Origin of the sequence: Desulfovibrio sp. SGI.169, from assembly GCF_050313595.1 — a bacterium.
GTDB lineage: Bacteria > Desulfobacterota > Desulfovibrionia > Desulfovibrionales > Desulfovibrionaceae > Desulfovibrio.
Genome location: NZ_JBNPLS010000009.1, coordinates 37010 through 51544 on the forward strand (window position 1 = coordinate 37010; position 14535 = coordinate 51544).

The 14535-nt window shown below is 65.0% G+C and carries 19 protein-coding genes; 3 read left to right on the forward strand and 16 right to left on the reverse strand.

The annotated features are described in order from the left end of the window. Positions 1-43 precede the first annotated feature (43 nt). Positions 44-790 carry a hypothetical protein gene (locus ACQRA4_RS06405; protein ID WP_427822263.1) on the forward strand — a complete coding sequence of 249 codons (747 nt, stop codon included), beginning with the start codon at positions 44-46 and terminating at the stop codon, positions 788-790. Between the two features lie 6 nt (positions 791-796). On the opposite strand, the gene ACQRA4_RS06410 is transcribed toward ACQRA4_RS06405, so the two are convergent. The 16 genes from ACQRA4_RS06410 to ACQRA4_RS06485 all read right to left on the reverse strand — a co-directional run bounded on the left by ACQRA4_RS06410 (position 797) and on the right by ACQRA4_RS06485 (position 12802). After that, a complete protein-coding gene (locus tag ACQRA4_RS06410) occupies positions 797-1354 on the reverse strand; it encodes a tail fiber assembly protein (RefSeq protein ID WP_427822264.1) in 558 nt (185 codons plus the stop codon). Then, positions 1351-2643, reverse strand: coding sequence for a hypothetical protein (locus ACQRA4_RS06415; RefSeq protein ID WP_427822265.1), 1293 nt, complete (start codon positions 2641-2643; stop codon positions 1351-1353). The genes ACQRA4_RS06410 and ACQRA4_RS06415 overlap by 4 nt, the downstream gene beginning before the upstream one ends. Further along, complete coding sequence (locus ACQRA4_RS06420; RefSeq protein ID WP_427822266.1) at positions 2640-3251, reverse strand: hypothetical protein; 612 nt, start codon at positions 3249-3251, stop codon at positions 2640-2642. The genes ACQRA4_RS06415 and ACQRA4_RS06420 overlap by 4 nt, the downstream gene beginning before the upstream one ends. 130 nt (positions 3252-3381) lie before the next feature. Further along, the gene (locus tag ACQRA4_RS06425) at positions 3382-3822 is read right to left on the reverse strand and encodes a hypothetical protein (RefSeq protein WP_427822267.1); all 441 of its coding nucleotides are present in this window, start codon (positions 3820-3822) and stop codon (positions 3382-3384) included. Between the two features lie 44 nt (positions 3823-3866). Continuing rightward, a complete protein-coding gene (locus tag ACQRA4_RS06430) occupies positions 3867-4856 on the reverse strand; it encodes a major capsid protein (protein WP_427822268.1) in 990 nt (329 codons plus the stop codon). 76 nt (positions 4857-4932) lie between these two features. Further along, positions 4933-5454, reverse strand: coding sequence for a hypothetical protein (locus ACQRA4_RS06435; RefSeq protein ID WP_427822269.1), 522 nt, complete (start codon positions 5452-5454; stop codon positions 4933-4935). Beyond that, complete coding sequence (locus ACQRA4_RS06440) at positions 5444-5773, reverse strand: hypothetical protein (protein WP_427822270.1); 330 nt, start codon at positions 5771-5773, stop codon at positions 5444-5446. The genes ACQRA4_RS06435 and ACQRA4_RS06440 overlap by 11 nt, the downstream gene beginning before the upstream one ends. Then, entirely contained in the window at positions 5773-7578 is a 1806-nt protein-coding gene (locus tag ACQRA4_RS06445) for a portal protein (protein WP_427822271.1), read from the reverse strand. Before ACQRA4_RS06445 ends, ACQRA4_RS06440 begins: the two co-directional genes overlap by 1 nt. 3 nt (positions 7579-7581) lie before the next feature. Beyond that, the gene (locus tag ACQRA4_RS06450) at positions 7582-7869 is read right to left on the reverse strand and encodes a hypothetical protein (protein ID WP_427822272.1); all 288 of its coding nucleotides are present in this window, start codon (positions 7867-7869) and stop codon (positions 7582-7584) included. A gap of 67 nt (positions 7870-7936) precedes the next feature. Beyond that, positions 7937-8485, reverse strand: a complete 549-nt coding sequence (locus ACQRA4_RS06455) for a GNAT family N-acetyltransferase (protein WP_427822273.1) — start codon at positions 8483-8485, stop codon at positions 7937-7939. 14 nt (positions 8486-8499) lie between these two features. Beyond that, the gene (locus ACQRA4_RS06460; RefSeq protein ID WP_427822274.1) at positions 8500-9849 is read right to left on the reverse strand and encodes a terminase large subunit domain-containing protein; all 1350 of its coding nucleotides are present in this window, start codon (positions 9847-9849) and stop codon (positions 8500-8502) included. A 4-nt stretch (positions 9850-9853) separates the two neighbouring features. Next, positions 9854-10165 (reverse strand): hypothetical protein, encoded by a 312-nt coding sequence (locus tag ACQRA4_RS06465; RefSeq protein ID WP_427822275.1) that lies wholly within the window; start codon positions 10163-10165, stop codon positions 9854-9856. Further along, complete coding sequence (locus ACQRA4_RS06470; protein WP_427822276.1) at positions 10165-10569, reverse strand: DUF2730 family protein; 405 nt, start codon at positions 10567-10569, stop codon at positions 10165-10167. Before ACQRA4_RS06470 ends, ACQRA4_RS06465 begins: the two co-directional genes overlap by 1 nt. Positions 10570-10758: 189 nt before the next feature. Next, complete coding sequence (locus tag ACQRA4_RS06475) at positions 10759-11070, reverse strand: hypothetical protein (RefSeq protein WP_427822277.1); 312 nt, start codon at positions 11068-11070, stop codon at positions 10759-10761. After that, positions 11070-11753: a glycoside hydrolase family 108 protein gene (locus tag ACQRA4_RS06480; protein ID WP_427822278.1), complete on the reverse strand. Its 684-nt coding sequence runs from the start codon at positions 11751-11753 to the stop codon at positions 11070-11072. Before ACQRA4_RS06480 ends, ACQRA4_RS06475 begins: the two co-directional genes overlap by 1 nt. Positions 11754-11983: 230 nt before the next feature. Next, positions 11984-12802, reverse strand: a complete 819-nt coding sequence (locus ACQRA4_RS06485) for a Mor transcription activator family protein (RefSeq protein WP_427822279.1) — start codon at positions 12800-12802, stop codon at positions 11984-11986. Positions 12803-13149: 347 nt separating this feature from the next. Between ACQRA4_RS06485 and ACQRA4_RS06490 the strand changes: the two genes are divergently transcribed. Both ACQRA4_RS06490 and ACQRA4_RS06495 read left to right on the forward strand, forming a co-directional pair. Next, complete coding sequence (locus tag ACQRA4_RS06490; protein WP_427822280.1) at positions 13150-13833, forward strand: XRE family transcriptional regulator; 684 nt, start codon at positions 13150-13152, stop codon at positions 13831-13833. Between the two features lie 40 nt (positions 13834-13873). Beyond that, positions 13874-14467: a DapH/DapD/GlmU-related protein gene (locus ACQRA4_RS06495; RefSeq protein ID WP_427822281.1), complete on the forward strand. Its 594-nt coding sequence runs from the start codon at positions 13874-13876 to the stop codon at positions 14465-14467. Positions 14468-14535 lie beyond the last annotated feature (68 nt).

A 14535-nucleotide genomic window follows, 5' to 3' on the forward strand; every position in this document is an offset into this window, starting at 1 on the left:
CGCGTGCTCAGCCACATGCAAACCGCGGCTCAGGAGGAGGCCCATGATGAATGAAGGCGAACTTAAGCAACGATATCAGAACTCCTATAATGACAGGACAAAAAGGGCCTTGAAGCCTGAACACTATATTCGTCTTTATTTCAACTACTTAGGGCGCCTTGCGGACCGGGAGATTTCATTTCTCGAACTGGGCATATTTGACGGCAATTCCCTGGAATTTTTCGCCGGGCTGCTGCCCAAGGCCACGGTTTGCGGAGTGGATATCAATGAATGCGGCCGCGTTTTTTCCACGCCGCGCATCAAGACCTACACGGGCTCGCAGGACAGCGCCGCGCTCTACGATAAAATACTCGCCGAAAACGGCATGCGGCGCTTTGACGTCATTGTGGATGACTGTTCGCATATAGGCACGCTGACGCAGGCCAGCTTCAAGCTTCTTTTCCCTTTGCTGGCACCGGGCGGGCTGTATGTTATTGAAGACTGGGGCACGGGATACTGGCCCCGTTTCCCCGGCGGAAAAAAGCTGCATATGGCCGGCCATATGTCTGTCAGCCAGTGGATTCCGCGCTGCCTGAGCACACTCTGGAAGGGCATGCCCCTGCGCCTGAAATTTCTGGGCGAGCGCTTCAAAAGCCATCAGAGCGGCATCCCCGGCTTTCTCAAACAACTGGCGGATGAGGTGGGCATGGGGGATGCCGCCTGTGATCATGGCCTGGGAACAATGCGGCGGACGGATCTTGAATATCTGCATATCTATCCGGGCATTGCTTTCATGCGCAAACGCCCGTGAGCGGCCTTACCCCGCCGGAAGCGCCTGTTCCGGCCAGGGCGTCGCCTCCCCGCCGCCGTCCCAGGGCGCGCCCTCTTGCGCGGGCAGGTCGCGCAGGGCCTGGCGATATGCGCTCACGCTGGCCCTGACCTCCTGATTCAGCGGATAGTCCGGCATGAGCAGGTAGTCTGTGGCCGTAATGCGCCGGTCGCGTTTCGCGCGCAGCGAGGCGAACAATTCCGCTTCCGTTGGCGCGGGCTTGGCCGGGCGCTCCGTCACGGCCCCGGCGGGCAGCGGGCCAGGGGCATCCATGTAACGCGGCGGGCTTTGCCAGTCGTCGCCTTCCGCCGGCAGCCAGTAGGCTGTGGCTTCCTGCGCCAGCGCGGGCGCGTAACCTTCTTCCGCGCGCCGGGCGCGGTGGTCTTCGACCAGCGCCCAGGCCCCGCCGCTCCAGCGCGGCCAGACGCGGCGCCAGGGGCGCGCGGGCGGGGCTTGGCGCGTGCAGTTGTGGGGCAGGGGGCCGCCGTGGTCGTCGCACGGGCCGATAAAACGGCCCGCGCTGTCGTATTGCCAGACAATGCTCATTCCTGCTTCCCTCCTGTATACACGCAGGGCAGCATGCCGAACGTGCGCGGGCGGGATTCGGCCTCGCCCGCCCAGCCGGTTGAAATTGTTCCGCCGTAGCTGGACAGCCACCGATTGCTGCCGTCCGACCCCTCGCCCCAGCCGTTGGGATTGAAGGGCGACAGGGTATGCTGATGGCTCTTGACCGTATCAGGAACCCACTGACCCACGTCTGGCAGCAGGGCGTGCCCCGCGCCGCGCGTATAGTCGCCGCGCGTGTCCGGCAGCCTGATGGTTCTGGCGTCATCATCCACCACAAAGAAAGGCGCGCCGCCCACGCCCCCGGCCGCGGCGGAAAGGGCCTCCCATTCTTCAGAGGTCTTGCGTTTCCAGGCGTTTTCCGCCGCGTGCAGGGCCGCCCACAGGGCGGGAAAGGCCGCGTCGGCGTTTTCCAGCACGGCCCCGTTGCGCACGGCCCAGCCCGCGGGCGGATTCTGCTCGAAGAAGTCGCGGAATTCGGTTGGATAGCCGGTCATGACCACTGAAACGCCGATGACCGACAGTTTGCCGTCTTCGTCTGCCGCCAGGGTGACGCCGTCCGGGCGGACAAGGCCCGCCCTCTCCGCCGAGGCCAGGGGAATTTCCACGGAAATGACGCCCTCCGCGTCCACACCCACCCCCGCGCCGATGCGCACCAGCCCCAGACTGTCCGGCGTGGCCGGGCCCACGCTGGCTATTTCAGCGGCTCTGTCGGCTTCGGCTTTGGCCCGGTCGGCCGCGCTCGTGGCCGTGGCGGCCTGCTGCGCCGCCGCCTGCGCGTTTTGGGCCGTGTCCTGGGCCGAAGCCGCCGCATTGCCGGCGGCCCGCTCGGCCCGTTCCCTGTCAGCCCTGATGCCGTCCACCACCTCTTGCGGGCTTTGTTCGCTGGTGGGCGGCAGAATCACGGCGCGCGAGAGCTGTTCCAGCAATTGCTGGCGTTCGGCGGCGGCCTGATCCAGACCGTCTTCCATAACCTGCGGGTCAAAGCGGGCACCGCTGACCAGATCAATATCCTGACAGAAGGGCATGTTGCGCACAATGGCCAGCTTCCAGCCGCCGGGCAGGGGCGCGCCCTTGTGCAGATACCTGACCGTGCCGCCGCTGTCGCTGAGTGTGGCCGTCCAGCCTGTGGCCCGACTGGTTTCGCCCTGTGGCGAGGTCAGGCTGACCACCAGCTGGCTTTCCTCCCAGACCCGGAAGGAAAAGGGAAATTGCGTGGCCGCGCCGTTGCCTTCAAAAAGCGCGCGGCTCGCGCTGTAAGGCATGGTCATAGCACCCCCTGTCGCGCCGTCAGCCATGCGTCGTCCGGGGCGGATTCGCGCCGTTCGGAGGCGGTCGCCTGGCGGGCCTGGGGCAGGCTTTCGGCATAGAGTTTTTCCAGTTCGGCGACTTTCTGGCTGTTGTTCTTGAGCAGGGGCACGGCGACAAGGGCCGCCAGCTTGCGGGAGAGCATGTGGGCAAAAAGGTCGTCGAACAGGCGGCTGTTTCGCACGTCGCCGGTATAGAGCAGCAGGGCGCGGGCCGCATCGGTGACCAGAAAGACCCCCGACCCGGCCGCGTCCGTCGTATTCTGGGCCAGGCTGAAGGGCCGGGGGGCAATGCCCTCATGGCGGACTTCATGAACCTTGAGGCAGTCGTCCGGCAGGGCGTAGGCAAAGCGGAATTCGCGCTCAAAACCTTCGGGCGGGGGCAGACGCGCGAGCCAGACCCGGCGCTGGGCGAAGCACCAGGGAAAGTCGCGCAACACCTGCCGGCGCGCCGAATCCCAGTACAGGCGGCATTGCAGGGCTTCGGGCGTGTTTTCCCGCTCCGAAGCGACGCTGCGCGTGCCCAGAAATCCAAGAGCGCGGTTCCAGATGGATATCTGACTGATGGTCATGCGTGTCCTTGAGGTGGATGTTTGAAAAAGAGGGCTTGCCGCCCGGACAGTCTTTTTGCCTGTCTTCTAGAGCGTTTTTTGATTGAACATATCCATTTTCAATCAAAAAACGCTCTAATGGGGCCTGACCCTACTTCACTTGAAGCGCCGGCTCATAGGGCAAATCCTCCTCGCGCAACAGGGCCGCGAAGATGCGCCCCGCGCTGACGCTTTTGCCGCTCTGCGGGCTAAGCGTGAAAGCAAGGCGCAACCAGGGCTTGCGCGCGCCCTGCGGCAGAAAGCGGGGGCCAAGGCGTGCCCCCAGGCCGAGCTGCGCGCCCGTGAAGCTCCAGGTAGCGCCGGGCACGGCGGCCCAGGCGGCGCTGGCAGCGTCGGGGGCGTCGGCCTCTTCAAGAGTAAAGGACAGGCTTTGCACCTCTTCGGGCGCAAAGGCCTGGGTGACGGACACGCGCATGGGCATGGGCTCCATGCGGCCCGGCAGTTTCAGGGCGGTGAGGGGCACGACCGCGCTTTGGACGTCGGCGGTCAGCGGGCCTTCAAAAAAAACGGCGTTACGGTCGATGATGGCCATGAAAGCTCCTTGTGTTTGTGCGCGAAAGGGTTTGCGTCAATGCCCTATACGGCGTTTTCGCCGGAAAGCACGGCGTCGCACTGGCGCACAGGCCGCCCGTGCAGCACGGGCACGGCCCTGGCGTCGAAAAATTCGCCATACTGCAACTGCACGTTGCCCGCGTCGGAATTCTGGAGTTCCAGAGCCGTAAGCACATCGGCATTGGCGTACCAGACGGCCTTCTGGCGCAAATGCTGGGGCATGTGGTTTTTGGCCTCTATGGTCAGCTTTTGCAGGTCGATGAAGCCGCTCTGGCCCTTGCGCTTGTTCAGATCCTTGACCGGCAGGTTGGCCACGCGCACCACGCCGCGCCAGTCGCGCACGGCCAGGCCGCAGCGCCAGTTGTACTTGTCGCCCACCACCTGATATTTGCGGCCGTCCGAATCTTGCGCCATGTAGGTTCGGAGGTCTTCATGCGAAAGGCCGCCGCTGCTGCCCTTGGGGTAGATGCCATGCACGGCCTGCGCCCCCCAGGAGATCAGCCAGAGCGAGGTGCAGCCCCCCTCGTCGCGGCCGCCCGCGTCCAGCACGTTGTTGGCGTCGCGGGCCGGGTAGCGCATGGCCAGGCCGTTAAATTCGTCGGGGTTCAGATTGCTGTCGCCGTAAAAGAGGGTGGCGGCCACTTTCTGGCGCATGGCCTCGGCAAAGGCCACCCCCTCGCTCATGCGGAAGGATTTGTCGCGGTTGCCGTAGAGGCGCAGTTCCTCCACGTCCAGTTCCATGATGGCCTCCAGAATGCCGCAGCCTTCCTTGACCTGGCTCCATTGCGACTTGGAGGGCGGCGTGCCCTGATACAGCCTGCGCCAGTAGACCTCGGGCAGGCCCGTGCGGATGCGGGTCAGATGCCCGTCGGACTGGTTGGCCTCCATCCAGAGCACATCGTCCATGATGTCGTTGGTTTTGTTCATCAGTTCGATGATCTGCCCGGCCTTGCCGCCGCGGTAGAACTGCTCCATTTCAGCCAGGGAAACCACAAAACCCAGAGTATTGGACATAATTACCTCATGCTGTCGGCGCTGCCGCGGTTTTTCGGAACAGGTTCAGGTTGAAAACGCGCTCGGGATGCGTGGCTCAGCTGTTGGAACTCCAGCCCGCGTACATGCGTTCCTCCAGCGGGGGCATTTCGTGTTCCGGCCGCCCCAGGGCCGGGCTGTCCTCCATGAGAGCGTCGGCCATGCGGTTGAAAAAGCGGATTACCGCCGGATGGTTGCCGTAGCCGGATTGTTCCAGCAGGCGACCTATGCTTCTGTCATGGTCGAAGCGATCCAGGGCCAGTTGCGCGCGCGCCACGGAGGCCGGCAGATTGTCGCCGCCCAGGTCGGGGTCGCGGGCCACCTCCCGCCGCCACTGCTCCACCTGCGCCTGCCAGCGCATGCGCTGTTCATTTTCATGCTGGCGCAGACGGGTCGTGATGCGCTCGTTGAAGGCGGCCTCGGCGTCAATGCCGTCCGCCCGCGCCTCGTCCCGGCGCGCCTCCTGAGGGGCCGTGGCCGGGGCCGCAGCCGGATTGGCCGGGCTGGCCGTGGCGTCGCTTCCGGCTGCGTCGTCGCCGGGGATGAAGCCGGGCAGGGGAAAATCCGTTTCAGATGGCATGGTCGTCCTCCTTGGTTTGCAAAAGCCGGGGCAGATGGCCGGCATCGGCCTCCTGCATGAGCCGCAGCAGGCGCATGCCCACAAAGCGGCGGCCTTCGGCGAAAATCAGCCGATGGGTGTCCAGACGGGCGTTTTCCGCAGGGGCCAGGGCCTGAAAGCACTGACAGAGCTGGAGCAGCCAGCGCAGCAGGCAGCGACCGTCCGGGCCGTCCATGAGCGCGTCCACGGCGGCGCGCAGTTTTTGCTCCTGCCGTTGCGCCTCGCGCCAGGCCAGGGCCTCGCCTTGCGGGGCCTGTTCATAGGGGGAGAAAACATCCATCACAGCGCCCCTGCGGAAGAGACCGGGGCTTGCGCGTCCGCATCCGGGGCCTGCGCCTGGCCCGCGCTGTGACGCAGCAGGTTGAGCAGGCCGTCCAGCACGCTGCCGTCCCCGCCGTTTGTTCCGGCCCCGGCCAGCGGGCTTTGGGCCAGGGTTTTGAGCAGGCCCGCCGCTTCCCCAAGCTGTTTGCCCAGCGCGTCGTTTCGGGCGGCGTCGGCCCGTGCCTGGCGGAGCCGGCGGCGCTCTTCGGGCGGGCGGGTCAGGCTCACGGGCAGGCCCAGGCTTTCGGCGTAATTGTCCAGCAGATTGTCCACATGAAGGCTGTCCAGCGCTTCGGGCCAGGCCGCGGAGGCCCTGAGGGTCAGGGCCAGGTACTGGTCCGCCGCGCTGACGCCCACCAGCTTCTGGGCCTGGGCCAGCAGGGAGACAAATTCCACCCTGAGGCGGCGGCCCGCCAGCTCGGGCGGGCAGGGCGGCAGCATGTCCAGACCGCGCATCAGCTCAAAGGTGCGGTCAATGAGCGGGATGAACAGCTCGTCGTGCAGACGTTCCAGCACCGGCCCGATGAGCACCAGTTTTTCCTCCTCCCTGGCGGCGATTTCACTGGCCGTGACCTGGGCGCGGCCCTCCAGAATCAGTTTGAAGAGATCATTGTACAAGCCGGCGCGAATCTGGTTCTGCACCGCTTCCATGGCCGTGCGGGCCGTGGCCAGATCCGGCCTGACCTGAAGCAGCGGCGTGGCCGCCTGCGGGCTCTGGCCGGGCGGGCTGTCCACATAGTTGATGCCGCCTGGGGTCAGATCCAGCCCCACGGACCTGAGCCCGGCGGCCACGCTCATGGGCGGGTCCACGGCCTTGTGGATGGCCTTGAGCGTGGTGATGCCCATCTGTTGCAGCATGCGGCAGTCGGGCAGGGCGTCCATGGCCGGGGAACGGCCGTAGATGTCGTTGCCGGCCGCATCCCAGCGCGGGCCGAAACCGGGAAAGGACGCAAAGCCCGATTCACGCAGGGCATGCGCGCCGCCCTCGCGCCCCTCCAGCCAGTGCACCGAGGCCACGGGCATGTCCGCGGCCGCCGGCCGCCCCGGCGTGTGCCCGCGGCGGGGGAAGACCGCCTGGACCACCGTATGCCGCTCCTCCGGGTTGCGGCGAAGCGACTCGCGCAGCGATTCGGGCAGGGCGGCTGCGCCGAAGGTCTCTTCCATCTGGCGCAGGCTCATGGAGACGCGGCGAAAAACCGTGTTCACCCTGTGGCGGGCGTCGCAGTCCAGCGCGTATTCCCCGGCGCAGAGCGGCACAAAGCGAAAGCCCCAGCGCGTATCGGCCAGCTCAAAGGCAAAGGCCGTGCCGAAAGTGCCCAGTTCGGCATAAAGGGCGTGCATGGCGTTGTAGAAGTTGGAGCGCTGAAAGACCACGCGCATACGCGCGGCCACTTCGTCCAGCCAGGACTGCCCGGCGCGGCTTTTGGCCAGTTCGGCGTCGTCCAGGGAAAGGCGGAACCAGGGCCGGGCCGGGCTGGTCAGCCCGCCCTGCAGGCCGGCGGCCAGTGTTCGCATGGCAAGAATGCCCGTGGCGTCCACCAGACGGCTGTTGAGCATGGGGCCCTGTTCGGCGTCGCCGCCCGCGGGGCGCAGGCGGCAGCGCGTGGGCAGAAAGTGGTCCGCCAGGCTTTGCCAGGCCGCATCCCAGGGAGCGCGCCGGCGCAACAGCGCGCGGTGGCGGCGGGCCAGCGCGCGCACGTCCGCCCTGATGCGGGGGGCGTCGCCCGCGCCAAAGACGTCGCGTCTGATGGGGCTTGCGTTCATGGTTTACTGCCCCAGCAGGGTTTTGCGCGTGTTGCCGTCCGCGCGGTTCAGGGGGCTGGTGTAGATGGAGCCGCCGATGCCCGCGGCCCTGGCGGCCTTGTCCCGCTGGTTTTGCCGGGCCGCCGTGGCCGCCTCGGTAACGGGTTTTTGCACCTCCTGCTTGGGCGCGGGCGCGGGTTCGGGAATGCTGGGCGTGCCGCCCCCTCCTCCAAATCCCATGATGACCTCCTTTGTTTGCATGACCGCGTTCAGATATTCCCTGGTGCAGAGCACCAGCCAGATTGATGACAAAGCTCGCTTTGCGGCGTTTGCGCCTTTTAAGCCGCTCTGGGGCTTGAAAGACACGAAAATCACTCGCTTACGGCGCGGCGAAGCCGCAACCTGCTCCTGATTTTCGGGGCTGCTGACCTTTGTCAGCAGCCTCTCTGGTGCAGAGCACCAGAACGCCGTCCACATATGTGCCCTTGCGGGCGTAAAAACATGCCCTGGGCAGACGCGCCAGAATACGGAAGCCGCAGGCTTCGGCCAGTCGCCAGGCATGCCGGTTGGGAAGCGGGCAGACCCCCATGACGGAGGTGCAGTCCTGCCGCCTGAACATCCAGGCGAAGCCGCCGCGCGCCTGTTGCGCCGCCACGGCAAAACCCGCCCGAAAGGCCGTGAAGTCAAAATGCCAGACGCGGTAGGGCTGGCGCGTGAACAGGCCGCAGCCCAGAACGCGCCCGCTTTCGTCCTCGCAGCGCAACAATACCGACGCGTCGCCCCCGGCGGACGTAAGCGCCAGCCAGTCCCTGAGCGTGGGCTTTGCCCAGGCGCTCATGGCAAAGGGCAGCAAACCTTCCTCTTGCATCTGGCGAAAGAGGGCCGCGCGGGCGCGCTTGCCCAGGCATTGGCGGTAACGGAGTTTCATCAGCCGTCCTTTGTTCAGCGTTCTGTCCCTGTGGCTTCGCCAAAGATATCGTATTCCGTGCGCGCGCGTCGCGCCGCGCCGCTGGTATCCGGCAGGGGCCGAAAGCCCGTGACCGCATAGCGCAGGGCGTCAGCCGCGTGACTGGCCCAGTCGTGCAGGGGGCCGGAGGCCGGGTTTTCCTGCCGGGGCCGCCAGAGCCGCCGGTAGGAGCGCAGGGCCTTGATGCCGTGGGCGCAGCGCGCGGCGTCGAACCAGAGCCGGGGCAGCAGGCGACGGGTGGCGTCAATGCCGTCGGCCAGGGGCAGGGAGGGTGCCAGGCTGAAGTTGATGCCCAGACGCGCCGCGCTTTCCATGCGGCTCTGGCCCGTGCCCAGTTCGCGCACGCGTATGTCATGCGGGGCCAGGTGGCGGCCGTAGCAGAAGCCCCGGCCGGGCGCGGCCCCGTCGGGACCGGCCTCGCCCTGACCGGGGGGCAGGGCTTTCTGCCGCAGCACATGGGCGTAATGGGGCAGGCCCTCGCCGCTGGCCTCGTAATAGTCCAGCATGCGCCACTGGCCGGACGGCTCCACCTGAAAAAACCAGATGGCTGTGGCGTCGTCCATGCCCAGATCCCAGGCTGTATGCACCGGCAGATCCGGCGCGGGAGAGAGGTTCACGATACGACCCTCGTTTTCGGCCTGATCCAGCAAAGAGGCGTAATAGGCCCCGCGCACGGCCGCCGCGAAGGAACATTCAAATTCCTGCCGGTACTCGGCCTCGTCCATGCCGCGCCGGGCGGCGGCCAGTTCCGCCTCTGGCAGATAGCCGGTGCTGGAGGCCGGAAAGCGGAAGCGCGACCACAGGCCGTCAGCGTCGGCCCCGGCCTGCCGCCAGACATCGTAGAGCAGGTTGTCCGTGCCGTGGGGCGTGCCGCAGAACAGGGCGCGCCCCTGACGGTCGGCCAGCATGGGCCGCAGCACCTGACTCCAAACCCGACGCGGCATGTCCGCCGGTTCGTCCAGCACCAGATCGTCCAGATACAGGCCGCGCAGGGCCTCGGCATTGTCCGTGCCCAGCAGGCGGATACGCGCGCCGTGGGGCAGAATGCAGGTCAGCTCGCTTTCCAGAAAGCGCGTGCCCGGCACGGCCCCGGCAAAATGCTTGCAGTAATCCCAGGCCACGGCCTTGGCCTGGCTCAGAAAGGGCGCGGCATAGGCGGCCCGCCAGTCCGCGCCGCCACGACGCAGCGCCTCCCGGATCAGGTCATTGACCGCGGCCACGGTTTTGCCGAAGCGGCGGTGGCAGAGCAGCACGCAGAAGCGGGTGCGCTCCTGATGAAAGCGCCATTGCAGCGGGCGCGGGCAATAGGGGATCACGCAGGGCATGTCGTCACCTGTCTGTGGAGCTTGCGTTTTTCTTGCGGCGGGCCGCGGATGTCACGCCCGGCCCGGCGGAGGATGCGCCCCGGCTCGCGGGGCCGCCCCAGACCACCACCAGACGCCGGACGGGCGCTTCCGCCGGGGCGGCTTCCCGCAAGGAGCGCAGAATCATATGCAGCTCTTTGATTTCCCTGACGATATCTATGCTCTTTTCCGCTATTTCAGCGTCATCCAGGGTGCGACTGAGCAGGTCAAGGCGTTTTTCCAGGCTGTCCAGAAGTTTGGCGGGCGGCGTGGGGGGCGGGGCTTCCGTCCGGGCCATCAGCGCGCGCTCCCGGTCAGGGGCGCGCCGGCGGCGCAGCGCGGGCCGGGCAGCAGACTCAGGCGGTCTTCCTGGCGATCCAGGCCGTGCTCCAGCCGTTCCAGCAGGCGGTCAAGACCGGAGATGCGCGCGTTCAGGGCCTGGATTTCACCGCGCAGGGCCGCCAGCTCGCCATGCAGACCGGCCATGTCGTCGCCCGCCGGCATTTGCCGCAGCTGTTCCTCCAGGGCGCTCAGGCGGCGGGCCGTGGCCGCCTCGCGCCTGGCTTCGCGCTGAAGGTGAAGCTGGTAGTCGTCGCCGCGCACGAAGGCGCGGCGCAGGCTCCAGAGCGCCCAGGCGAACAGGCCCTGAACAACGAGAATCAGCAGCGATGCGCCCGGAGAGGTGAATATTTCGGTAAGCATGGGAATCTCCTTGCCGTTAGAGCATGTTGCCGATGAAAGCATCTGCGGGACGGATATTTTCATCAGGTTTCGCCGCCGCCATTCAAAAAACGCACAGTGACGCGGCCAGTGCGAAAAACCACGTTTTTTCGCGAGCGATCCCGCAAAAATTCTTCGCGGAATTCTGCGCGGAATTTTTGCAATGAGACGCTAGAATCCCAGGCCAAGCATGCCCAGCAGAAGCGCCATGATCTGCTCCAGCGCCGAGGGCGGCAGATCGCGTTCCCAGCCGGCGAAGAACAGGGGAATCACAACCAGCCTGCCCACCACCTCCCAGGCGAAAAGCAGGCTCAGAATCCAGCCCAGAAAGGAGCGCCAGAGTCGCAGACGGCTGGCGGGCGCGCCGCTTGCCTCGGTTTCGTTGATTCTGCTCTGGGCGTCGTTTTGGCGACCGCGATCCGGCAGCGACCTGGACAGCCCTCCGGCCACGCCGCCCAGCAGTTTTCCCAGCAGGGCCCACATCAGACTGCCCCCCGTTCCAGTTCGGCCAGGTATTGCGCCAGGGAACGCGCGCGGTTGCGCCAGCCCGCCAGAAAAACCCGCATGGAAGGCCGCCGGGCGGCCAGATCACGATAAAAGGTTTCACGCAGGCGCAGGCTCAGCCGGGCCGCGTAAAAATCCAGATGCGCCTCGGCCAGGGCTTCGGCCAGTTCCCGGGTGCGCGGGCCCATGACGCCGTCCTCGGCAATGGGGCTGTAGTGGTCAAGCTGCGCATCGCCCGTGACGTTCATGGCCCGCTGCAACTGGCGCGTGGCGCGCGCCGGGCCCATGTTCACCGCGCCGTCATAGAGGGTCACGGCCAGCGGCAGGGGCAGAGCCTTGCAGTGCAGCTTGTCCCAGAAATGAGCCTTGAACAGCGCTGCGGCCTGGGCCCTGGTGCAGGCCCGGATGTCGTCGGCGTCCACATCGCCGTCCGTATCAAGGTCAAGGCTGTACCAGCCGCACCGGGGTGTGGAGCGTTGCGCGCAGCCGTCGCAGCTGCGGAGCAGGCGGCGGCATTCCTCGCGGGCCTGCCGGGCCAGTTCCCGCACCCAGCGCAGGGAAACGCCGTGGTTGGTGAGGCCGCCCGGATCGGACGGGTGGTCGGAAAGGCCGCCCTCCCACCGGGCGGTGAAGGCATGGGCCAGTTGAAAGGCGTCGGACATGACGGCTCCTTGGCGTTGGGGTTGCCGCCGCCAAATCCGGCGGCGTGGGTAGAACATGCCAAAAAGCCCGGCGTGCGTAAGACTGAAGGGTTTCAGTAAGGTGAAAGCCTTGAACGGCGCTGGCCAGAGCCTTTCCGGGGGGCGCGCTTTCCCGGAAAAACAAAAAAAAGCCCGCGAAATGGCGGGCTTAAAAAAAGCGAAAGCTTGTTTGTTGTTAAAATAAGTAATGATTACTCCATGTTGAAAGTATTTTTGCGGCCCTTGCCCGCATCGCTCAAGGCTGCGGAATCGCCCAGACGGCGAAGCACGCGGGCCTGGGCCGGGGCCGAGGCATCCTTTTTAAGTATCTGCCAGATGCGCCTGTCAGACAGGTCATGCCGCAGGGCCAGGGCCGCCACGGCGGCGGTGCTGCTCAGACCGTGGGCCGTATGCCTGCCGAAGGCTTCGATGATTTCCCGCTGGCGCAGTTTTTCGCGCAGGGCGCTACAGCGCGGTACATAGACAAAAGTGCCGCCAAAGACCGCCATGAGCCTGCGCACGCAGCGCAGGCCCAGGCGGCGGCGCAGGGGGTTGTTGGCGTCCGGCTCCAGCCGGGGCACGCGCACATTGCGACCGCCATATGCCTGCAGCACGCGCCAGAGCAGGCGCGCGTCACGCAGGGCGTTCCAGAGCTGGCGCACATTGTCCGGCAGATAGGGCAGAAGTTCCTCCCAGTCCCGTTCCTCCCGGGCCAGACGCAGGGCATGCCCCCAGGAGTCGCGCCCGCGCGGCAGCGGGGGACGCCCCTTGCAGCCCGTCCGGTCGGCATTGGATGCGGCCTTACTGGGGCACATGGCAGACCTCGCCCGTGACGGCGGGGGAAGGGCCGCGCCGCCGCGCGCCGGTGGAAGCCCACCGGCGCGATCGTCGTAAAGCGACAGGTTTCTGGCCAGCAGACGAAGGTGACTGCTGGCCAGACGCAGCACGGGCCGCTGGACGCCGCGCGCCTCGATTTGCAAAAGTTCCAGCACAGCGCTCAGGTTTTGGATTTCATCTTGCAGTTCGGACATGCCATGCTCCCTATCAAGGTTCTCACCACAAAAAACAGGTTTTTCATCTTGATATATGTTTTTATGTTATTTATCAAGAAAAATTATATTATAAAAAGAAAACTTTTAATCAGGGGCCTGCAAAGAACTGCCGCGCGAGACACAAAAGTGGGCGGCGAACCTGGGGAAGACGTGAATATGGCGCTATTTCAAGGGAAATCTTGCCTTATGCGCGAAAATTGTCTATCTTTGCCAGAAACAATGCCCATTTTGCATGTTTTCATATTTTTTTCAAAATAAAAATTTATAATTTTCCCTGTATGTTCCGTCTAACCTCCTTACGTTATTGACGTAAAAAAGGCAGCGCCATGAGCTCGACATCCCTTTTGGCCCCCGATGTTCACAATGGTTTTTCCGCGCGGCTGCGGCGACGTCGCTTGCAGCTCGAACTGCGCAAGCGGGAGCTGGCGGCCCAGGTGGGCGTGAGCCTGACCACCATTCAGCAGTATGAGAACGGGCAAATGCCCAAGGGGGAGTACGCCGTGCGTCTTTCCGAGGCGCTGCGCTGCTCTCTGGACTGGCTGCTGGCCGGCAAGGGAGACGCCGACGGCGGCATTCTGGACACTTCAGAGGCGCGTCTGGTCATGGTGCCCATGGTGGAGGCGCGGCTTTCAGCCGGCACGGGCAGTTTTGAAACCGGCGGGGAAATACTGCGTCATTACGCCTTCCGCTGGGATTTTTTGCACCGCAAGGGCAACCCCGCCCGGATGGCGCTGCTGCGCGTGTCCGGCGACAGCATGCAGCCGCGCATTCTGCACAACGATGTGGTGCTCATCGACCAGTCCCAGAGCGAGCCTGTGCCGGGCCGCATTTATGCGGTGGGCGTGGAGGACATGGTCTACCTGAAAATCGTCAACGCCATGCCCGGCCGTTTGATTCTGAGCAGCGTCAATCCTGACTACGCGCCCATTGAGGTCGGCGTCGGCGAACAATTGGCGGATCTTGTGCGGATTATCGGGCGGGCGGTGTGGGTTGGCCGTGAACTGGATTAGGCCCGGATATCATGTCACTTTACTTTACAAGGACGACGCCGTGAATCTTGAACAGCTCTTGCAATACCTGGATGACGGAAAGCCCCTGACGGCGGGAACGGAAGCCTGTGAACTCATGGAGCGTTATACATATGAAGCCATGCGGTTGACCGCGGAGCTGAACAACGCATATCACGCGCCTGATGAGGTGTGCGATTTCATGCGGCGCATAACCGGGCGGGAAGTGGACGACTCTTTCAGGCTGTTTCCTCCATTTTATACTGACTTTGGCAAAAACATCCGCCTGGGAAAAAACGTCTTTATCAATGCCTGCTGCTGTTTTCAGGATCAGGGCGGCATTACGGTGGGGGATGGCGCGTTCATCGGCCACCGCGTTACGCTGGCAACGATCAATCACGGCTTGCGGCCCGATGAAAGGCATATTCATCATGTCGCCCCCATAATCATCGGCGAAAATGTCTGGATAGGCTCCGGCGCCATAGTGCTGCCCGGCGTGACCGTGGGCGACGGCTCTGTGGTGGCCGCCGGGGCGGTCGTGAGCAGAAGCGTGGAGGCGGGCAGCATTGTGGGCGGCGTTCCCGCAAGGCTGATGGGGCGCGTCGGTGTTGACGCGCCGTCGGAGAAAGAGGGATAAGGCCTGTGCTCTCTTCGCGGGGCGCATTGTCGAAGCGGGCAAATCTGGGTAGAAGTCGTCTCATGCTT